At 72.5% G+C, this 19,733-nt stretch carries 19 protein-coding genes and 2 pseudogenes; 10 read left to right on the top strand and 11 right to left on the bottom strand.

What is annotated here, in order from left to right; translation table 11 throughout:
• Window positions 1-7: 7 nt before the first annotated feature.
• From AC2CJA_RS07630 to AC2CJA_RS07620, 3 genes are read right to left on the bottom strand one after another with little or no spacing between them, the layout of a single operon-like run.
• Window positions 8-1,456 (bottom strand): vWA domain-containing protein, encoded by a 1,449-nt coding sequence (locus tag AC2CJA_RS07630; RefSeq protein ID WP_484601900.1) that lies wholly within the window; start codon window positions 1,454-1,456, stop codon window positions 8-10.
• Window positions 1,453-2,871 (bottom strand): hypothetical protein, encoded by a 1,419-nt coding sequence (locus AC2CJA_RS07625; protein WP_484601906.1) that lies wholly within the window; start codon window positions 2,869-2,871, stop codon window positions 1,453-1,455. The genes AC2CJA_RS07630 and AC2CJA_RS07625 overlap by 4 nt, the downstream gene beginning before the upstream one ends.
• On the bottom strand, window positions 2,841-3,359 hold the full coding sequence (locus tag AC2CJA_RS07620) for a hypothetical protein (protein WP_484601905.1): 519 nt from the start codon (window positions 3,357-3,359) through the stop codon (window positions 2,841-2,843). The genes AC2CJA_RS07625 and AC2CJA_RS07620 overlap by 31 nt, the downstream gene beginning before the upstream one ends.
• Before the next feature lie 632 nt (window positions 3,360-3,991).
• On the opposite strand from AC2CJA_RS07620, the gene AC2CJA_RS07615 reads away from it, so the two are divergent.
• Window positions 3,992-4,195 (top strand): cold-shock protein, encoded by a 204-nt coding sequence (locus AC2CJA_RS07615; RefSeq protein WP_093658049.1) that lies wholly within the window; start codon window positions 3,992-3,994, stop codon window positions 4,193-4,195.
• Window positions 4,196-4,779: 584 nt separating this feature from the next.
• Window positions 4,780-6,188 (top strand): annotated as a pseudogene (locus AC2CJA_RS07610) (cellulase family glycosylhydrolase).
• Between the two features lie 54 nt (window positions 6,189-6,242).
• Here AC2CJA_RS07610 and glgC read toward each other — a convergent pair.
• Together glgC and AC2CJA_RS07600 are read right to left on the bottom strand one after the other, a co-directional pair.
• Window positions 6,243-7,463 carry a glucose-1-phosphate adenylyltransferase gene (gene glgC, locus AC2CJA_RS07605; protein ID WP_484601899.1) on the bottom strand — a complete coding sequence of 407 codons (1,221 nt, stop codon included), beginning with the start codon at window positions 7,461-7,463 and terminating at the stop codon, window positions 6,243-6,245.
• Window positions 7,464-7,699: 236 nt separating this feature from the next.
• Window positions 7,700-8,071: an ASCH domain-containing protein gene (locus AC2CJA_RS07600; protein WP_484601898.1), complete on the bottom strand. Its 372-nt coding sequence runs from the start codon at window positions 8,069-8,071 to the stop codon at window positions 7,700-7,702.
• A gap of 135 nt (window positions 8,072-8,206) precedes the next feature.
• Here AC2CJA_RS07600 and AC2CJA_RS07595 point away from each other — a divergent pair, with 135 nt between their 5' ends.
• Complete coding sequence (locus tag AC2CJA_RS07595) at window positions 8,207-9,265, top strand: hypothetical protein (protein ID WP_484601897.1); 1,059 nt, start codon at window positions 8,207-8,209, stop codon at window positions 9,263-9,265.
• A gap of 69 nt (window positions 9,266-9,334) precedes the next feature.
• Here AC2CJA_RS07595 and AC2CJA_RS07590 read toward each other — a convergent pair whose 3' ends face one another.
• Window positions 9,335-10,369, bottom strand: a complete 1,035-nt coding sequence (locus AC2CJA_RS07590) for a sodium:calcium antiporter (RefSeq protein WP_484601896.1) — start codon at window positions 10,367-10,369, stop codon at window positions 9,335-9,337.
• A 473-nt stretch (window positions 10,370-10,842) separates the two neighbouring features.
• Here AC2CJA_RS07590 and AC2CJA_RS07585 point away from each other — a divergent pair, with 473 nt between their 5' ends.
• Both AC2CJA_RS07585 and AC2CJA_RS07580 read left to right on the top strand, forming a co-directional pair.
• Window positions 10,843-11,064: a hypothetical protein gene (locus tag AC2CJA_RS07585; protein WP_484601895.1), complete on the top strand. Its 222-nt coding sequence runs from the start codon at window positions 10,843-10,845 to the stop codon at window positions 11,062-11,064.
• A gap of 108 nt (window positions 11,065-11,172) precedes the next feature.
• A complete protein-coding gene (locus tag AC2CJA_RS07580) occupies window positions 11,173-12,159 on the top strand; it encodes a sporulation protein (RefSeq protein WP_484601894.1) in 987 nt (328 codons plus the stop codon).
• Between the two features lie 107 nt (window positions 12,160-12,266).
• On the opposite strand, the gene AC2CJA_RS07575 is transcribed toward AC2CJA_RS07580, so the two are convergent.
• Both AC2CJA_RS07575 and AC2CJA_RS07570 read right to left on the bottom strand, forming a co-directional pair.
• Entirely contained in the window at window positions 12,267-13,208 is a 942-nt protein-coding gene (locus AC2CJA_RS07575) for a M56 family metallopeptidase (RefSeq protein WP_484601893.1), read from the bottom strand.
• 7 nt (window positions 13,209-13,215) lie between these two features.
• Window positions 13,216-13,611: a BlaI/MecI/CopY family transcriptional regulator gene (locus tag AC2CJA_RS07570; protein WP_484601892.1), complete on the bottom strand. Its 396-nt coding sequence runs from the start codon at window positions 13,609-13,611 to the stop codon at window positions 13,216-13,218.
• 179 nt (window positions 13,612-13,790) lie between these two features.
• Between AC2CJA_RS07570 and AC2CJA_RS07565 the strand changes: the two genes are divergently transcribed.
• The 3 genes from AC2CJA_RS07565 (at window position 13,791) to AC2CJA_RS07555 (ending at window position 14,837) form a co-directional block, all read left to right on the top strand.
• A complete protein-coding gene (locus AC2CJA_RS07565; protein ID WP_484601891.1) occupies window positions 13,791-13,991 on the top strand; it encodes a hypothetical protein in 201 nt (66 codons plus the stop codon).
• Window positions 13,992-14,065: 74 nt separating this feature from the next.
• Entirely contained in the window at window positions 14,066-14,707 is a 642-nt protein-coding gene (locus AC2CJA_RS07560; RefSeq protein ID WP_484601890.1) for a helix-turn-helix domain-containing protein, read from the top strand.
• Complete coding sequence (locus tag AC2CJA_RS07555; protein ID WP_241712987.1) at window positions 14,697-14,837, top strand: DUF6126 family protein; 141 nt, start codon at window positions 14,697-14,699, stop codon at window positions 14,835-14,837. The genes AC2CJA_RS07560 and AC2CJA_RS07555 overlap by 11 nt, the downstream gene beginning before the upstream one ends.
• 99 nt (window positions 14,838-14,936) lie before the next feature.
• Here AC2CJA_RS07555 and AC2CJA_RS07550 read toward each other — a convergent pair.
• A pseudogene (locus AC2CJA_RS07550) lies at window positions 14,937-15,629 on the bottom strand (ABC transporter permease); the annotation flags it as partial.
• A 77-nt stretch (window positions 15,630-15,706) separates the two neighbouring features.
• On the bottom strand, window positions 15,707-16,717 hold the full coding sequence (locus AC2CJA_RS07545) for an ATP-binding cassette domain-containing protein (RefSeq protein WP_484601889.1): 1,011 nt from the start codon (window positions 16,715-16,717) through the stop codon (window positions 15,707-15,709).
• 135 nt (window positions 16,718-16,852) lie between these two features.
• On the opposite strand from AC2CJA_RS07545, the gene AC2CJA_RS07540 reads away from it, so the two are divergent.
• Window positions 16,853-17,473, top strand: coding sequence for an L-threonylcarbamoyladenylate synthase (locus AC2CJA_RS07540; RefSeq protein WP_484601888.1), 621 nt, complete (start codon window positions 16,853-16,855; stop codon window positions 17,471-17,473).
• Between the two features lie 61 nt (window positions 17,474-17,534).
• Window positions 17,535-18,503, top strand: coding sequence for a pyridoxal-phosphate dependent enzyme (locus tag AC2CJA_RS07535; protein WP_484601887.1), 969 nt, complete (start codon window positions 17,535-17,537; stop codon window positions 18,501-18,503).
• A 742-nt stretch (window positions 18,504-19,245) separates the two neighbouring features.
• Here the strand turns inward: AC2CJA_RS07535 and AC2CJA_RS07530 are convergent.
• Window positions 19,246-19,590: an STAS domain-containing protein gene (locus tag AC2CJA_RS07530; protein ID WP_484601886.1), complete on the bottom strand. Its 345-nt coding sequence runs from the start codon at window positions 19,588-19,590 to the stop codon at window positions 19,246-19,248.
• Window positions 19,591-19,733 lie beyond the last annotated feature (143 nt).

The following is a 19,733-nucleotide window of genomic DNA, read 5'->3' as shown; positions in this document are numbered from 1 at the left end:
GGCCTTTCTAGGCGAGGAAGGTCTTGAGTTCGTGGACGAGCTTGCGGATGTGGCCGGAGAGCACCGGTGCGCCCAGGTCCTTGAAGCGCTCCCGGAACCACGGGTTGACGCTGCCGCGCCCGGAGCTGGTCACCGATCCGACCGGGATGAACCTGGCTCCCGAGCGGTGGACGGCGGCCATGGACTCGAACAGCTGCTCGTGCCGCCATTCGTAGAAGTCGGAGATCCACACCACGACGGTGTTGCGGGGCTCGGCGATCTTCGGCTGGGCCAGTTCCATCGCGGCCGTGCCGTCGGTGCCGCCCCCGAGACTGGTGCGCAGCAGGGTCTCGAAGGGGTCGTGGACCCAGGGTGTGAGATCGAGTGCCCGGGTGTCGTAGGCGATCAGATGGACGTCCACCTTCGGCAGCCCGGCGAAGATCGACGCGAGGATGGTGCAGTTGACCATCGAGTCGACCATGGAGCCCGACTGGTCCACGACCACGATCAGCCGCTGGGGCGTGGTCCTGCGGGCGGTGTGCCGGTAGTGGAGGCGGTCGACGTACAGCCGCTCCTCCTCCGGGTCCCAGTTGGTGAGGTTCTTCCAGATCGTGCGGTCGAGGTCGAGGTTGCGGAAGACCCTCTTGGGCGGGACCGAGCGGTCCAGGGCCCCGGCCGCCGCCTTCTCGACCTGGGTGCGCAGCACTTCGGCGACCTCGTCGACGAAACGGCGGATGAGGGCCCTGGCATTGGCCAGCGCCACGCCCGAGAGGTTGTCCTTGTCCCGCAGCAGCTGCTCGATCAGGGACATGCTGGGGGTCAGCCGCGCGGCCAGCTCCGGATCCGCCAGGACCTCGCGCAGGTGCATGCGCCTGACCAGGTCGGCCTCGATGGCGCCGAGTTCCGGGCCGATCTCCGGGATCAGCCGGCCGAGGCCGAAGACCGCGTCCGGGCCGCCGGTACCGGTCGGGCCGGCGGCCGCACCGGGACGGCCGCCGCGCAGCTCACCCGGCTCACAGCCGAGCGCGCGCTCCAGCCGGACCGCATCGGACTGCCAGCGCGCCAACTGCCCGGCGGTGACCGCGCCGGACCCGGGGGCGAAGACACCCAGCAGCACCTTCGCGGCCAGTGCCGCGCGCCGTACCTCGGCGGCCCGGTCGCGTGCGTCACCGTCGGCGCCGGGACCGGGCGTCATCAGACCGTCGAACTCGGCGGCCAGGTCCGGGTGGCGCTGCACGATCGAGTCGACGGAGGCGTGCGGGTCCAGCAGTGCGGGCGGCAGACCGGTGTCCTCGACGACGGCGAGGCTCGCCGACTCCAGCGCGGGCTGCTCCTCGTGGTCGAAGAGGCGGGCCAGGAGCCGCCAGTACAGGACCTGGCGGCGGTTGCCGTGGAGGTCCGCCCCACCGTCCGGCCCGGGTGCGTGTCCGGCCCCGGCGGTGTGCTCGGCGGTGTGCTCGGCGGTGTGCTCGTTCATTTGCGCAGCAGCCTTCCGGCCCTCTCCCGCAGCACCGCCACGGCGGCGGTCGCGGCCTTCTCCGCTCTGACACCGGCCTTGTCGGCCGTACCGCCGGCCCATCCCCCCGCGTGGAGCGTGACGGTCTTCTTCCGCACGGTCGTCTCGACGGCCAGGGGCTGGATCCGGTACCTCCCCGCGTCCCAGCGCAGGAGCCCGATACACGCCCCGGACGCCGCCACGGTCTCGGGGGTGAGGGGGCCGGCGGCCGGGATCCTGTCGGTGTCGACGGCCAGGGGGTGCCCGGCGACGGTGAACGTCAGCGCCCCGTCCTCCTCCTGGGCGGTGTAGCCCTCCAGAAGGACGGGGACGGCGATACGCGCCGGATGCCGGTCCAGCGGCGCGGTCGCCGGATCGGCCGCGACGGGCAGTGCGACACGGGCCGTGGCGAAGGCATCGGCGGGCTCCCCCGGAAGGGCGCACCCGTCCTCCCAGAGGAGGTCGCCCTCGGTGGTGACCGGCATGTCGGCCAGGTCCATCGAACGGCCCTCCCCGAAGGCCGCCAGGAGCGATGTGTGGGGGCGCAGCAGCTGCCACAGACCGGCCCCCACGACCGTGTCGGGCTTGGGCACCGACACCGCGGCCCGCACCAGACGGGAGGCGGAGCCGTCCACGGGTTCGAGCACGGCGTGGACCTGCGCCTGCACGGCGGTGGCGTGCTCGTGCACGTCGACGCCGAGCGGCAGGAGGCGTCCGGTGACGGTACCGGCCGCGGGTACGTCCGCCGCGCCCGGCAGTGTCAGCAGCATCGCGCGTGACCACAGGTCGGCCCAGCGCCTCACCGGGACGCGCTCCAGCGTCGCGCCGGGGCAGGACGCGGCGAGTTCGGCGGCGAAGCCGTCCAGGAGGGCGGCCGGCCGGCGCAGGGACGGATCCGGAAGCATCGCGGAGACGACCTGCGCGGACGCGGAGACCATGTCGTGATCGATGCCCTGCCATCCGGCGCGCGCCAGATCGACCAGCCATGAGCGGGCGGCTGCGAGCAGGTTCGCCGTCTGCTGTCCGCCGGGCGTGAAGACCGTCTCCTCGGAGCGGGCCCGGCCGGTCGCCTCCTGCAGGCGGGCCGTCAGCGCGTCGTGAACGGATCCGAGCAGTGCGGTGCGGGCGGCGGCGAGAGCGGTGAGGTGCTCCTCGCCGGCGGAGGCGGCCGCGGTCTTCTCCGCCGCCTCCGCGACCCTGGCGGCCAGCGGGGTCCCCGCGACCGCCTCGGCGAGCCCGGCCCGACCCCCGGCCGGGCCCGGCCGGGGCCGGAGCAGGCCCGCGACAAGGGCCTGGTCGAAGGCGTCGACCGCCGTCAGGACTTCGTCGAGTCCGTCGACGGGCTCGGTGAGCGAATCGGCGCGCATCACGCCACCGCCCTGGTCGGCGGGAACCAGTGCATCTCCGGCAGCGGCGCGGTGGTCGGGGCGAGCTCCAGATAGGCCAGGTGACGCAGGAACCGGCTGAAGACGGGTGCTGCGGCCCCGGTGTCGCCCCGCGGCGGGCTCGCGCAGGCCATGGCGGTGGTGACGGCCGACGCGTCCGGCTCCTCCTGCGCGGTCTCGACCCGCAGGTAGCGGGCGACACGCTCGGCGCCGTACTGCAGTACCGCCTCGCTGACCAGGGCCCGGATGTGGTTGCAGAACGAATCCCGTGCGCCGCCGCACGGCCGGTTGTTGTTGGTGCTGCAGGCGAACGCGTAGTCACCCGCGGCGACTGACGAGACGTAGACCCGACCGATGTCCGAGCCGCTGGACACCACTCCCTGCAGGCGTCCGCCGGCCAGTTCGACGAACGGCACCTTGGCGAGCTTGCGTGGCCGTGCGGGTGGTACCACCCGTGCCGTGCTCGACCTCTCCCAATCCGACAACGCACCGTCTCCCATGCTCCAGGGGCCTTCCACGCCACAGCGGCGGGACATGGCCGGAACCATAGGCGCGGTCACTGACAACGCCGTCGCCGTCCTCCCCGGAGGCCGCCTTCCCCGGCCCCTGCCCCGGTGGCCGGGGAAGGCGGACGAGCCCCCGGTGGTGTGCCGCCCTCCTCGGCGTGGGTGGCCGGGCCCGGGGCGCCCACACCGAGGAGGGTGGCAGCCCGGCCAACAGGAGCGGCCAGTGCTCTCGTTCCTCTCACCGCGGCTCCGGAAGGGGACGGAAGGCGCGCGGGTTTCCGTTGAATCATGGGAGCGCTCCCGTGGCTCTCACTCTGTTCGCGTCCCGTCAAGATGGCGCACACGGCCCGGTCCCCGGCCGGCCGGAAGGGCGGCGACCGGCCGTGAACGCCACGCGCGGCCGACCGGGCGGGCCCGTACGGCCCATCGGGGCACACCCGGCCGTGTCGGTAGCGGCCGCCGACCGGGCGGTGTAGCGTCGTGAACAGCAGTCGTGGTTCCGAAGTCTCGTACGCCCGTGGTCACGATCACGGGCGTTCTCGCTGTTCAGCTCATCTCCGGACCAGGGCGATCACCTCCCGGGCCCACAGATCGGGTCCGGTCCCCTCGAGGAGAAGGAAACGGTCATGGCCAAGGGCACCGTGAAGTGGTTCAACAGCGAGAAGGGCTTCGGCTTCATCGAGCAGGAGGGCGGCGGCCCCGACGTCTTCGCCCACTACTCCAACATCGCGGCCCAGGGCTACCGCGAGCTGCACGAGGGGCAGAAGGTCGAGTTCGACGTCACCCAGGGTCAGAAGGGCCCGCAGGCGGAGAACATCCGACCCGCCTGACCCCGGCGCACCTCCACGGGCCCGGCACCCGCTCCTCGGGTGCCGGGCCCGGCCCGTTCCCGGGCAGCCGCCCGTACGGGAGGTACGGCGCTCCGGCGGGCGCTGCCGCGGCGTGGCGGACCCGGGTGTCCGCTCCGGCCCGGAGGAGTGCGGGAAGCGCGAGGAGGCGCCCCGTAACCGGCCGTCGAATTCCATATCGACGATTCACACCGCGCCGAACACCCGGGGTCGAACGTCTGCATTCCTGCCCGGAAGTCCCTATTTCCGGACAGGTGATCTCACCGGCCCGCACATCGGCCCTTGCGTCATCGACCCGCCGCTGCCGGCATCGCGACCGAAGTGCATTCCCGAGGGCCGCAGCGGACGAACGGGTCCGTGCCCGGCTCCGTTTTCTCATCACCGTGCCATGCGACCACGAGGAGCGCGATGTCCGGTTTACGCGACAGAACGGGGAGGACCCGCCGGTGGGCCGGCCTGCTGGTGGGCGGCGTCGTCATGCTGCTCGCCGGGGTGAACACGCCGGCCGCCGGCCACGCCGAAGCGGCGTCCGGCCCCGGACGCGGCAAAACGCCCCGCGTACCGCGATGGCCCAGGTCACCGCGGTGCAGCCCGGCTGGAATCTCGGTAACTCCCTCGACGCCACCGGCGGCGACGAGACATCGTGGGGAAACCCCCGTATCACCGAAGCCCTTCTCGACAATGTCAGAGCACAGGGATTCAACAGCATCCGTATTCCCGTGACATGGGGCCAACACCAGGGGCCGGCACCGGAACACGCCCTTGAGCCGGAATACCTCGACCGCGTCGAGGAGGTCGTCGACTGGGCGCTGGCGGACGGCTTCCACGTCATGATCAACATTCATCACGACTCCTGGCGGTGGATCGCGGACATGCCGGCCGACCGCGCCGGTGTACTCGCCCGCTACAACGCCATCTGGGAACAGCTGGCCGACGCCTTCCGGAACCACCCGTCCAGACTGGCGTTCGGACGCGTCAACGAACCGCAGTTCAACGGCGGCCAGGACGACGCCCGGAACGCGGAGCTGCTGGACGAACTCAACACCTCCTTCCACCGCATCGTGCACCGGTCCGGCGGCCGCAACGCCGACCGGCTGCTCGTCCTGCCGACCCTGCACACCTCCGCCGACCAGGCACGGGTGGACGAACTGGCCGACACCATCGACGCCCTCGGCGACCCCCGCGTCGCCGCGACGGTGCACTACTGCGGCTACTGGCCCTTCAGCGTGAACGTGGCGGGCGGTACGCGCTTCGACGCCACCGCCCAGAAGGATCTGACCGACGCGTTCGACCGCGTTCACGGCACCTTCGCGGCCAAGGGCGTCCCGGTGATCCTCGGCGAGTACGGCCTGCTGGGCTTCGACCGGCACACCGGCACCGTCCGGCAGGGCGAGAAGCTGAAGTTCTTCGAGTCTCTCGGGTACCGCGCCCGTATCAGGAACATCACCACGATGCCGTGGGACAATAGCCAGCATTTCCGGCGCACCGGCTTCCTCTGGAACGATCCGGAGCTGTTCGCCCAGATCAGGACCAGTTGGAGGACCCGGTCGGGCACCGCCTCCTCCGGCCAGGTCTTCAGCGCCCGCGGCGACGCCGTCACCGACAAGACGCTCACCCTGAACCTCAACGGCACCTCCTTCACCGGGCTGCGCCACGGCTCCGCTCCTCTGGTGCGCGGCAGGGACCGCACCCTCCGGGGCGACCGGCTCACCATCACCGCCGCCGCGCTCACCCGGCTGAGCGGATCCCGGGCCTACGGCACCAGCGCCGGCCCCCATGACTGGACTTCCTACAAGGAGTTCGACCGCGCGTTCGCGCCGACTACGCGAGCGGCACCACCGTCCTGAAGCCCGACCTCTTCGCCGGGGGCAGGGACGGCGCCCGGGTGACGCTCACCTTCCACTACTGGAGCGGAGCGAGGGTGACCTACCACGTCACCAGGTCCGGGGCCTCGGTCGTCGGCACCGCTTCCTGACCGTCGTCGTCCGGCCCCGGGCGCGAGCCCGCCCGGGGCCGGACGACGCGCGTCTCACAGGACGCGCTGCCCCTTGCCCAGCGCCACCACACCGTTCTCCGAGACGGAGTACAGCTCCCGGTCGCTCTGCTCGTTGACCCCGACCGCGGCGCCGGGCGGCACCTCTATGTGCTTGTCCAGGATCGCGCCCCTGACGAGCGCGCCGCGCCCCACGTGCACGTTGTCGTGCAGGACGCAGTCCTGCACGACCGCTCCCTCCTCGACCACCACGCCGGGCGAGAGGACCGACCTGGTCACCTGGCCGCGGACCAGGCAGCCCGCGCTGACGATGGACTCCCCCGCGATGCCCCCGGCGTTGAAGCGTGCGGGCGACAGCTGGGAGGAGTGGGTGTAGACCGGCCAGTCACGGTTGTACAGGTTGAAGGCCGGTCGTTCGGCGATCAGGTCCATATGGGCGTCGTAGTACGCGTCGAGGGTCCCCACGTCACGCCAGTACCCCTGGTCCCGGGCGGTCTCGCCGGGCACATGGTTGGTATTGAAGTCATACAGTTGCGCCTCGCCGCTCTCGGTGAGGAGGGGCAGGATGGAGCCGCCCATGTCGTGCGCGGAGTCCTCGTCCTCGGCGTCCTTGAAGAGGGATTCCACCAGTGCCCTGGTGGTGAAGACGTAGTTGCCCATGGAGGCGAGGACGGAGTCGGGGTCGTCCGCCAGGCCGGGCGGATCTGTGGGCTTCTCCAGGAAACCCTCGACCGTCCGGCCGTCCGGTCCGGGCTTGATGACGCCGAAGGCCGAGGACTCCGCGCGCGGCACCCGGATGCCGGCGACGGTGACCCCGGCGCCTCCTTCGATGTGCTGCCGCAGCATCTGCCGCGGGTCCATGCGGTAGACGTGGTCGGCGCCGAAGACCGCGATGTGGTCGGGGCGCTCGTCCTGGACCAAGTTCAGCGACTGCAGGATGGCGTCGGCGCTGCCCAGGTACCAGTGGGGGCCGAGGCGCTGCTGGGCGGGCACGGGCGTGACGTAGTTGCCCAGCAGGCTCGACATCCGCCAGGTGGTGGTGATGTGCCGGTCCAGCGAGTGCGACTTGTACTGGGTCAGGACACAGATCCGCAGGATGTCGCCGTTGACCAGGTTGGACAGCACGAAGTCGACCAGGCGGTACGTTCCGCCGAAGACGACCGCGGGCTTGGCCCGGTCGGCCGTGAGCGGCATCAGCCGCTTGCCCGCTCCGCCGGCCAGCACGATTCCCAGTACCGAAGGTCCGCCGCGTCGCATCGCAGCTCCTCTCTCGCCTCCGCTCCGGCCGCGTGCACCCGGGCCGGCAAGTTGCTTCGGCTCGCGGGCGAGGGGCTCGAGCACGGGCGCCCGCACCGCCGCGGACGCCCGGCGGAGACTCCACGGCGGTCTGGACCGCCCTCGTATACGGCCCCGTCCCTCGAACGTCCGGTTCCAGGGTCGCCCACCCGGCGCGGTTGCGAAAGTCGATCTCCCGCGCGCCGGATCCGCCCGCTCTACCGCGCGAGCCGGAAGGCCAGGCAGGTCACGGGGGTGCGGTCGGTGACCGGGGTGCCGGTGCGTTCCCAGAACCGGCGGTGGCCCTCGCGCCACTCCTCCGGGAAGGCGTCCCCCTCGCCCTCGGCGGCGGCGTGCTCCCAGGTCACCTCTTCGAAGGGCTCGATCTCGACACTGGTGATCTCGACGGTGGCGACGCGTCGGCCGTGGTCGTCCGGCAGCGCCGGTCTCTCACCCGCGTACTCCAGGCACTCCGCCTCCTGCGCGCACTCCTGGAGCAGACCGGTCGTGGCGGTCTTCGTCCCCGCGAGAACGAGCGCGTTCAGCCGGGACCGCAGCTCCCCCGGCGTGCCCGGTTCCGGAGCGCGCATGCCGTCCACCCGGGGCCACATCCGTCCACCACCTCGCCTCCCACCGCCTCGGCAGGTCCGTCGGCCGTGCGGCGTCCTCGCATAATCGCACGCCTTCGGACATGCCGGCCGGGCCGGATCCGGTGTCGGTACGGCGTGGCATTCTGGCACCGGATCGACCACGGCCCACAGGAGCGGGAGCACGGCATGATCTTTCGCCGTACCGAAGAGCACGTCGCCGTACGCTGCGGCACCTGTCCCGGCGTACCCCTCCTCCCCACCCCCTGCGACATCGACACCGCGAAGTGCCTGCGCTGCCAGGACAGAAGCCGCCCCCTGCCCGTTCCCCATCCCGAGGACCACCTGTGCGACGTGTGCCGCCGCGAGTGCCCCGGATGCGGCGCCCCCTCCGCCCAGGGCGGCCGGTGCCGGACCTGCCGCGGTCTGTGCCGCACCTGCCACGCCCCGCTCCCCGCGCGCACCGGGGGCGGCACGGTCCGCGAGGAACCCAGGCCGCGGAATCCGGGCGGGCCGGGTCAGCGGGCCTCGCGGCGGGGACGGGTTCACTTCCCCCGGACCTGGCTGGACGGCCAGTGCGAAACCTGCCGGAACGCCCCGGGTTCCGGCGACCCGGTCCGCGCCGTTCTCGCCGCGCTGCCCGACAAGGTCGTCCGCGCCTGCGGAGGCACCGCCCCTCCCACCGTCATCGACACCATCCGCGCCGAGCTGCGCCACCACACCGCCGCCCAGCTCGTCGCCCGTGTCGAGCGCCGCTGGTGGGGAGGCTGGTCTTCCCGCCCCCTGAGCAGGGAGGCCGACGAGCGCAGGGACGGCTACCGGCCCGACCACGTCGCCGTATGGCTGCTGGCCCCCGGCGACTGCCCGGCGCGCTGCGACGACGGCTGGACTCCCGGCGATCCCGACTCGCCCTGCCCTCTGTGCGGCAGTCGCCGCCCTCCCCGCCCGCGTCCCGCCGCCGGGGACGAGGGTGGGGACCGGGAGGCGCCCGTCCCCACGCCCGCGGACCGCACGCCGGCCGAAGCCGTGGCCCACCGGCCCATGCCCGAGTGCGAGGGGCGCAACGGCACCTGCGGCGTTCCCGTCGCCGCCCCGTACACCATGTGCCCGTCCTGCCTGGACTGGCCCCGGTGCGCGTGCGGCCGCCGCTACGACCCGCAGCGGGCCACCGCGTGCACCGCCTGCGCGGCGGGCTGACGCTCCGGTGGATTCCGGCCACCACCGATGCCGCTCGCACGATGAATCCGCCGTCCCCGGGCCGCCCGGTCAGAGGGCGAGGACGGCCACGCTTCCCAGATAGACGGTGAGCAGCACGATGCCGTCGAATCCGAGCCGCAGCCAGCCTCGCTTCTGCCGCACCAGCATGCCGCCCAGCAGCACGGTGGTCATCAGCAGGGCGGCGCCGGTGAGGAAGAGCTGGTCGGAGCCGGCGGCGTGGTAGAGGGAGCCGCCTCGGAAGAAGACATCGCCGACGGCGAGGTTGAGCACGTCCAGGCAGTTGCCGCCCACGATGGCCGCTATCGCCAGGGTCACCGCCCCGCGCCGTACCGCCGCCACCGCCGCCACCGTCTCCGGCAGCGCGTTGACCCCGCCCATCAGGACCGCGCCGACGAAGCCCGCGTTCATCCCGGTCACCTCCAGCAGGCTCTCGGCCGCTCGCGCCACGGCCCAGCCGCCCAGGGCGACCAGGATCGCGACCGCCAGGAACTCCCCCCACAGGCCGCGGCTGCCCCGTCCGGCGAAACGCTCCTCGTCGGGCGTGTCGGGGACGGTCTCGCGGGTGCGGACCGCCCGCCACATCGGCTCCTCCTGGTCACGGATCAGCCGGATCCCGCCCCAGTAGAAGGCCGCCAGCACCAGCGAGGCCGGGTGCACCCCCAGCACCGTGGCCTCGGGGCCGAAGGAGGCCATCAGCGCCAGCCCGAGCAGGGCTATGAGCAGGCAGCCGAACAGCACGTTGGGCAGGGAGGCCGCGGCGTGCTCCAGGTTGACCCGCCGGTAGGAGGCGTCGGCGACCACCACCGCCAGGGTCTGCGCCGCGATGCCGCCCACCGCGTTGCCGTACGCCAGGGTGGGCTGGCCGTCCGCCGCGCTGACCGCCGTCATCACGATGCCCGACAGGGAGGTGATCAGCCCGAAGAAGACCGCGCCGAACAGCGCCTCGCCCCAGCCCGTCCGGTCGGCGAGGGCGTCGCCCAGCCCCGCGAGCCTGACACTGCACACCACGGTGACGGCCGCGGCCACCAGGAAGATCGTGATGCTCCAGCCCAGGCTCCACGATCCGGTCCAGGCTGCGAGCATCTTCACTCTCCTCGTCATATGCGTCGGGGTCCTCTGCCGCATGCCCAGACCACCGGCGAACAGGCCACCGGAAATGGCCGAATACGGCGGTGACGCCCGCGCCCTCTTCACCGGCTCCCGCCCGCCTTGCCCGCTTCCGGGAACGGCGCCGCCGGGGGAAGAACGGCACACGGAAGGGAAGTGACGCCCTTTCAGGAGGTCTTTTTCGGCCTTTTCCGCCTCGGTCGCCTCGATGCGCTCGGGCCGGGGCCCGGCGCCCTCTATCCTTCTACAGTCATGTAGAAAAGAAGGAGGTCGTGTGCGCCGCCCACCGTCCGTGAGCGCTCCGCCGGGGCGCGGTGCGACGGTCCACGACCCATGGGACAGGACCGCGGGGCCGACCGGTCAACGCACAGGCCGGCCGGTGTGGTTCCGCACCTGTCGCGGTCCGCTCCCGCTTCTCACTCGCACACCGTCAGCCTGGGAGGGCATACGTGGCTTCGATCGACCTGGACAAGGTGCTGGACAAGGCGTGGGCGGACAAGGCCCTGCCGGAGATACTCCAGGCGCCCGTCTCCGCCCTGAAGGGTGTCTCCGACCGTGACGGCGAACTGCTGGACCAGGCCTTCGGCGTGAAGACCGTGGCCGACCTGGCCGGATTGAAGTACGTCCGCTGGGCTCAGGCCCTGGCCGCGCTGGACACCACCGCCAGGTAACACTCCCTGAGGGCACGCGGCGCCGCGCACGGCACTGTCTCCTTGTCACCCACCGCGGCGCCGCGCGCCCTCACACGCACAGACACACACGCAAAGGAGAACGCCGCGATGGTGTTCAAACGGCTGCTCGGCTCGCTCGGTGTGGGCGGCCCCACGGTGGACACGGTCCTGGACCCCGGTGCGGCCCTGCCGGGCGCACCTCTGTCCGGGCGGGTCCATCTCAGGGGCGGCAGCGCCGACTTCGACATCGAGCACATCACCCTGGAGTTGATCGCCCGTGTCGAGGTCGAGCACGAGGAGGGCGAGTCCGAGGGCGGAATCGTCTTCGAGCGCTTCACCGTGGCCGGTGGTTTCCGGCTGGCCGAGGGCGAGGAACGCGCCGTTCCGTTCACCGTGACGCTGCCGTGGGAGACCCCGGTCACCGAGCTGTACGGCCAGCCCCTGGGCGTCGTCCTCGGAGTGCGTACCGAACTGTCCGTGGCCGGCGCCAAGGACAAGGGCGACCTCGACCCGCTGACGGTGCGCCCGCTGCCCGCGCAGGAGGCCGTCCTGGAGGCCTTCGGGCAGCTCGGGTTCGGCTTCAAGTCCGCCGACCTGGAATACGGCCGCATCCACGGCACCGGCCAGACCCTGCCCTTCTACCAGGAGATCGAACTCACCCCCGCCCCGCAGTACGCGCACGCGGTCAACGAGATCGAGGTGACCTTCCTGGCCCACCCCGGCGGCATGGAGGTGGTACTGGAGGCCGACAAGCGCGGTGGCCTGTTCTCCGGCGGGCACGACGCCCTCACCCGGTTCGCCGTCGGGCACCAGGACGTCCGCGACTGGAACACCGAGGTGGACGGCTGGGTCCGGCAGCTCGTCGAGCACCGTGCCGCGCACGCCACGCACAGCGGATACGGCCACGCCGCCCCCTACGGCCACCACCACGGCGATCACCATGACGGCCACCGCTCCGGTCCCGGCATGGGGACCGCCATCGCCGCGGGCGCGGCCGGACTCGCGGTCGGTGTCGCCGGCGGGATGGTCGCGGCCGAGGTCGTCGACGAGATCGGCGACGCCTTCGAGGACGAGGACGAGGGCGACGAGGGCTGACCGGCACGGTCCGTGTCCGGGCCGCGGTGGTGCGGCCCGGACCCCTCACGGCGCCAGGGCGCGTGCGGCGGCCCGTGAACTCCGCGCGGTCCGCCGCACGCTGGGTCCTACAGCGGCGTAGCCGCCTTCAGTACGAGGAACAGGGTGACGGCGGAGTTGGCCGACGACAGCGCCGAGACGGTCGTCCCCGCCGCGGCCGTCCAGGCCGCCAGCCCCGCCGTGGTGAACACCGGCGGCCAGCTGCGCACTACCGGAGCCGGCTCCAGCAGGGCGGCCACCCGCCGCGGCACCGGTCCGGCAGCGGCGAAGTGGGCGGTCGCCGCTGCCGGACCGGTGCCGCGGGAGACCAGCGCGGCCTTGCCCACCGCCCGGGCCACCGTCCGCCGGCTGCCGACCGCCTCCGCCGCCTCCTCGTCCGCCCACCGTTCCGTCGTGTAGGACACCGCCGTCCGCAGCGGCCGCAGGAAGGGGTTCGCCCGCGCGGCCAGGTGGACCGTCAGCAGGAACCGGTGGTGCCCGCGGGCCAGATGCGCCCGCTCGTGCGCGAACAGTGCTCGCCTCTCCCCGCCTTCCAGACACGACAGCATCGCCGTGGATGCCACCACCCGGCCCTTCCGGCCCCGGCCCGTGGGCAGCGCGTACGCGTACGGCTCGCCGTCGGGCAGCACCGCCACCGAGTGCCCACGCGCGCCCGTCAGTGCCCGCACCGCCCGGCGCCGTACCCGGCGATGCACCCACAGCGCCCGCGTACAGACCACCACGACCGCCAGCAGCGCGGGGATGGCGGCCCGGCCGGCGACCTCGTCATAGGGAACCGCCTCGCGCACCTCCTCGTCCGACCAGCCGTCCGGCAGCGGGTTGCCCGGCAGCTGCGCGGTGCCCACCACCATCAGCAGCGCCAGACACACCGTGCTGCACACCGCCAGCACGCCGGCCGCCGCCGACAGCAGCACCGTGGCGGTGCGCGGGTGCAGATGTTGCTCGGCCAGGCGTGCGATCGGCCAGACCGTCAGCGGCAGCACCAGCGGCAGGAAGACGAAGACCCCCACAACCGCCTCACTCCCCCAGCTCTTCGGTTCGCTGCAGCAGCTCTCGCAGCAGTCGCTCGTCCCCCGGCGGCAACGAGGTCACAAAACTCGCCAGCACCGCATGACGGTCACTCTCCCCGTCCAGCACCCGCCGCATGCGCAGCGCCGCCAGCCCCGCCTCGTCCGCCGTCGGCGACCACACGAACGAGCGTCCCGCCTTCTCCCGCACCACCGCGCCCTTGGCCAGCAGCCGGGTCAGAATGGTGATGACGGTGGTGTACGCCAGATCGCCGCCGAGCCGTTCCCGCACCCAGGCGGTGTCCACCGGCCCCGGCGCCTGACGCAGCGCCGACAGCACCTGCACCTCCAGCTCGCCCTGGCCGCGCCGGCGCGTACGGGCCCGCCCGGTCCTCTCCTGGTCCACCCTGCCGTCTCCTTCCAGCCATGCCCCCGTCGCCCCGGCCGGGTCGGCCGTACATCGTAGGCGAGCGGTGACCGGATCGGCACTCCGAAACTTCTGCGTTGCCGTAGAGCCAAGGACCGCCGGCGCACCACTCCCCGCCTGGGCACGAACCCCTCCCGGCTCCGGGAAGGAGGTACCGGATGTTCGGGATCGGCGAGATCGCCGTCGCCGTCTTCGGCGCCGGGAAACTTCCCGGACCGGCCCGCGCGCATCCTCAAGAGCAGGGCCGGGGCGATGAGATCGGGAAGCGCCGCACCGAGGAGGGCCGAGGTGGTGCGGCATGCCTTCTGACGCTGAAACCGGGGCGAAAGGGAAGTTTTCTCCTTCACGGCTTTGCCTGAAGGGCAAATGATTTGCCCTTCAGGCATGGACATGGCTCAATGAGCGTATGGGCCAGAGAACTCCCGATGCGGGCATGGACCTGCCAGGTGTCGCGTCCCGCCTGCGCGACCTGCGCAGGCGGGGCGGACTCACCCTGGAGGCCGCGGCCGAGCGGCTCGACCTGTCCCCGGCGCACCTGTCCCGCCTGGAGACCGGACAGCGCCAGCCGTCACTGCCGCTCCTGCTGGCCCTCGCCCGGACCTACGACACCACGGTCGCGGACCTGCTGGGTGAGGCTCCTCCTGAGAGGGACCCGGTCATCCGGGCCGGGCAGGTGGAACCGGCCGAGGCCGGCGGCTGGGCCTACCGGCAGGCCGGCGGGTCGCGGCGGGCCATGCAGGCGCTGCGCGTGCACATCCCCCCGGACGCCCAGGGCGACCTGGTACGGACCCACCCCGGGGAGGAGTGGCTGCACGTCCTCACCGGCCGCCTCCGCCTCGTCCTGGGAGGCGACGAGCACCTTCTCGGTCCCGGTGACTCGGCCCACTACGACAGCCTGACCCCCCACCGGATCACCGCTGTACCTCCAGGGGGAGCCGACCTGCTCTTCGTCCACACACTGCTCCAGAGCCGGATCGGCGATCTGTGCCTGGACGGGGAACGCTCCGGCCGGCAAGGCGCCCGGCGGCACACCGACTCATCGCGAACTCCGGAAGGTGACACCCATGCCGACTGAAGACACCGGTGTCGAGCGCGGCGACGGCCGCTTCCCCCGCGGGCTCGTCCTCCGCCTGTTCGCCTACATAGTCGCGGGCCATCTCTTCGCGTTCTTCCTCTACCTGCTGTTCACACTCGGAGGCGAGTAGTCCTCCACGCCCACACCCCGCTCCCCCGCGGTCGGGGGCCGGCCGGCGGGGGGGGCGGGGGCCGCCGGTCCGGGCCCGCGTTGCCTTCATCGCCAGCGGGTAGAAGACCGCCGCTATCCCCACCGCCCAGACCAGCGACCACAGCAGCGGCCGGCCCACCTCACCGCCCAGCAGCAGACCGCGGTACGCGTCCGACAGATGGGTGACCGGGTTGACGTCCGCCCATGCCTGGAGCCAGCCGGGCATGGTGTCGACGATGACGAAGGCGCTGCTGGTGAAAGTGATGGGAAAGATCAGGGTGAAGCCGAACGCCTGGACCTTCTCCGCGTCGCCCGCCAGCATGCCGATCAGCACCGCGCACCAGGAGACCGCCGCCGCGAAGACGACGAGCAGCAGCGCACCCGCCAGGAAACCGCCGAAGCCGCCGGTGATGCGGAAACCGAGCGCCAGGCCCAGGCCGATCATCAGGAACATCGCCCACACATGCTTGGCCAGGTCGGCGGTGATCCGGCCGATCAGCGGGGCGGAACGGGCTATCGGCAGGCTGCGCAGCCGGTCGAAGACGCCCTTGGTGAGGTCGGTGTTGAGGGCCAGCGCCGTGTAGGTGGTCATGAACAGGGTGTTCTGGACGATGATCCCCGGCAGCGCGTACGTCAGGTAGACGTCGGGCGACCCGGCCATCTGGCCGCCGAGCACATAGGTGAAGAGGAAGACGAACATGATCGGTGTGATGCTGTAGTCGACGAGTTCCAGCGGGTTGTGCTTGATGGCGACGAGACTGCGCCACGCCATGGTGGCGGTCTGCCTCAGCCCGGCCCCCGGACGGACCCTGCCGCCGGCCGTGACGGGGGTGCCCGCTGTCGTGGCGGTCATGACGCGCTCACCGCCCTCTCCCCGGTCCGCTCACCGGCCCGGGTGCCCGCCGCCCGCCGTTCCCCGTCCGGGCCCGTGCGGTGGCCGGTCAGCGCGAGGAAGACCTCGTCCAGCGATGAGCGGCGCAGTGTCAGCTCACCGACCGCGATACCGGCTCCGTCCAGGCCGCGGACCACCGCCGGCATCAGCTCCGGATCGCCGACCGGCGCCGTCACCGCCTCCCCCTCGATCCGGGTCTGCGGCCCGGCCGCCCGCGCCACCAGGGAGTGCGCGGCCGCCAGATCGTGCTCCCGCACCGGCCGCACCTGGAGCACCTGGCCGCCCACCTGCGACTTCAGGTCGTCGGGTGTGCCCTCGGCGATGACCCGGCCCTTGTCGATCACCACGATCCGGTCGGCGAGCAGATCCGCCTCGTTCAGGTACTGGGTGGTCAGCAGCGCGGTCACGCCCTCGGCCACCAGGCCGCGCAGCATGTCCCACAGTTCCCCCCGGCTGCGCGGGTCGAGACCGGTCGTCGGCTCGTCCAGGAAGAGGATGCTGGGCCGGCCCACCAGGCTCGCCGCGAGATCCAGCCTGCGCCTCATCCCTCCCGAGAACGTCTTCACCGCGCGTCCGGACGCCTCCGTCAGCCCGAAGCGCTCCAGCAGTTCGGCCGCCCGCGCCTTCGCCTCACGCCTCGGTGTCCCCAGCAGCCGTCCGATCAGCAGCAGGTTCTCCGTGCCGGTGAGGTTCTCGTCGACCGCCGCGTACTGGCCGGTCAGGCCGACCAGGGAGCGCACGACCCCTGCCTCCCGCACCACGTCGTGGCCGGCGACCTCGGCCCGCCCCGCGTCCGGCTGGAGCAGGGTGGCGAAGATCCGCACGGCGGTGGTCTTGCCCGCTCCGTTCGGCCCGAGCAGTCCCAGCACCGTCCCGGTGCGGGCCTCCAGGTCCACGCCGTCCAGCGCCCTGGTGTCCTTGAAGCGTTTGGCCAGGCCCTCGGCCCGGATCGCGTACGCGCGTGCCATGGGGTTCGCCTCCTCGAACCGAGGTCGCGTTCAGCGCCGCCTCCGGGCCCCCGCCCCGGGGAGCGGCCCTATGGACAACTGTGACGCACACCACTGACAACCGCGCCGGTGGCCTGATCGCGTAGGGTCGGCGGGATGGCGAGGTATTTCGACGTGCACCCCGACAACCCCCAGCAGCGCACCATCGGCACCGTGGTGGACGGCATCCGGTCCGGTGGACTCGTCGCGTATCCGACGGACTCCTGCTTCGCGCTGGGGTGCCGGCTGGGCAACCGCGACGGCATCGCCCGGATCAGGGCGATCAGAAACCTCGACGACCGCCACCACTTCACTCTGGTGTGCCGGGACTTCGCGCAGATGAGCCGGTTCGTGCGCATCGACAACGACGTGTTCCGCGCGATCAAGGCGGCCACGCCCGGCAGCTACACCTTCATCCTTCCCGCGACGAAGGAGGTGCCGCGCCAGCTGCCGCACCCGAAGAAGAAGACGGTCGGGGTCCGGATCCCCGACCATGTCGTCACCCGGGCCCTGCTCGACGAGCTCGGGGAGCCTCTGCTGTCCAGCACCCTGCTCCTGCCCGGCGAGGAGGAGCCGCTGACGCAGGGCTGGGAGATCAAGGAGCGGCTCGACCACGTGGTCGACGCCGTACTGGACTCGGGCGACTGCGGCACCGAGCCGACCACGGTCGTCGACTTCTCCGGGGGCGAGGCGGAGATCGTGCGCCGGGGGGCGGGCGACACCTCGCGGTTCGAGTGACCGCGCCGACGGCCCCCTGCCCCTGCACCCTGTCCCCGACACCCATGATGGAGGCATCGGCATGACGAGCACACCGCCGGTCACGCTGGAGGATGTCCGCGACGCCGCGGCGCGGATCGAGGGCGTCGCCCACCGCACTCCCGTGCTGCGCTCGCGCACCCTGGACTCCCTCGCCGGCGCGGAGGTCTTCCTCAAGTGCGAGAACCTCCAGCGCGTCGGGGCCTTCAAGTTCCGCGGCGCCTACAACGCCGCCTCGCGCCTGTCGCCCGAGCAACTGGCCCGCGGAATAGCGGCCTACTCCTCGGGCAACCACGCACAGGCCGTCGCCCTGGCCGCGCGGGAGCTGGGCACCACGGCGGTGATCCTGATGCCCGAGGACACCCCTCGCTCCAAGCTGGAGGCCACCGCCGGGTACGGCGCGGAGATCGTCACCTACGACCGCTACACCGGTGACCGGGTCGCCCTCGGCGAGGCGCTGGCCGCCGAGCGCGGGCTGACACTGATCCCGCCCTACGAGCATCCGCACATCATCGCCGGACAGGGCACCGCCGCGCTGGAGCTGATCGAGGAGGTGGGCGAACTCGACGCCCTGGTGGCTCCGGTCGGCGGCGGCGGACTGATCGCCGGCAGCGCCACGGCCGCCAAGGGCCTGCTGCCCGGGATCCGGGTGGTCGGCGTCGAGCCGGCGGCCGGGGACGACACCAGGCGGTCGCTGGAGGCGGGAGAACGCGTCTCGATCCCCGTGCCGCGCACCATCGCCGACGGTCTGGCCGCGGAGACGCCCGGGAAGCTGACCTTCTCCGTCAACCGTCGGCTGGTCGACGAGATCGTCCTGGTCGACGACGAACGGATCCGCGACGCGATGCGACTGGCCTTCGAACGGCTGAAAACGGTCGTCGAGCCCAGCGGCTCCGCCGCCCTGGCGGCCGTGCTCGCCGGACGCCTGGAGCCCCTCCCGTCCCGTATCGGTGTCATCGTCTCCGGCGGCAACATCGGCGCGCGGCGCTTCGCCGAGCTCATCGGGAGCTGACCCGGCCGGAGGTGACGCCCACCGCGCTCCGGGTCCGGCCGCACCCTTCCGGGCCCCCTCGGGCCATACGAGCACCTGGTAGCCGACGGCCACGATGTCGGGCACGGCCCAGGCGCTCAGTTCCGTCGCGCTCTTGCCGGGCGCCAGCTCGCCCTCGAACCCGCCGTCGTCGGCGGCCTTCTGCGCCATGCCGCCGACCTCGACCCCCACCCACTGGACCTCCACCGCCTCCAGATCCAGGGGGGTGTCACCGTTGTTGGTCAGCTTCACCCGCAGCCCCAGCGGTTCGCCGCCCTGCCCCAGCAGCTTCTCGCGGGCTCCGGCCAGCCGCTTCTCGTCCACCGTGCCGCCCGGAACGTCCGTGTGGTCGGCCGGACGCAGCCTTTCCAGCACCGTCGCCGTCGCCTCCAGGCCGTCCGGCCAGGAGAAGGTCTTTCCGGCCGGCACCGCCGACGGCCCGGCGGGTACCGCTTCCGAGGGGCCCACGGTCGCCGAGGCGGAGGGGGCGGGGACGGCCGGCGGGGCCGACCCTCCGCCCGCACCGCATCCGGTGAGGGTCAGGGATAAGGACACAAGAACCGCTGCGGGCACGGTTCGGCGCATGGGGACTCCAGCGGGCGGCGTCGGGCTGACAAGGGCGGGGCCGACGGTAGCGCCCGCCGGCGGTCCCGTAAAGATCGGCGGTTCCGCCCGCGCCGGGGGAGGGACGGGGCCGGGGCGTGTCCGGGCGGGACGCCCGCCGTCACTCCTCGATCACCGCGACCGCGTCCAGGCCGACGCTGTGCAGGGTCCGCCGGACGGAGCGGCCTGCTCCGCGGACGGTCAGCACGGCCGTCTCCGGCCGCTCGGTGGACACGCGGAGCAGGGCGTAGGCGCATGCCAGGTCGAGGTGGTCGAGACCGTCCATCTCCAGCACCACCTCGTGGGCGCCGAGCAGTCGCGGGTCGACGAGCCTCTCCTCCAGCTCACCGAGTGCGCCGGCGTCCAGCCGGTCCGGGAAGGCGAGCACGGCGCGGCCGCGCCCGGCCTCGGTGACGGCCAGGGTCGGACGGTGTGCCCGTGCGGCGGGTTGCGGCTCGGATGCCACGGCGACCTCCTCCGTGTGTTCGTCGGCGGTGGCTGCGCGCTTCCGTTCGTCCTCTCCCTCCAGCCTCTCACCACTTCCCGGGGTCCTGGCCGCGCCCGGACCCCGCCGCCCCCGCCGCCCGCGGGGGGGGGGCGCCCGCGGCC

It is taken from the genome of Streptomyces sp. ATLC9 (assembly GCF_057196705.1).
This window is presented reverse-complemented; position numbering and strand designations above follow the sequence as displayed.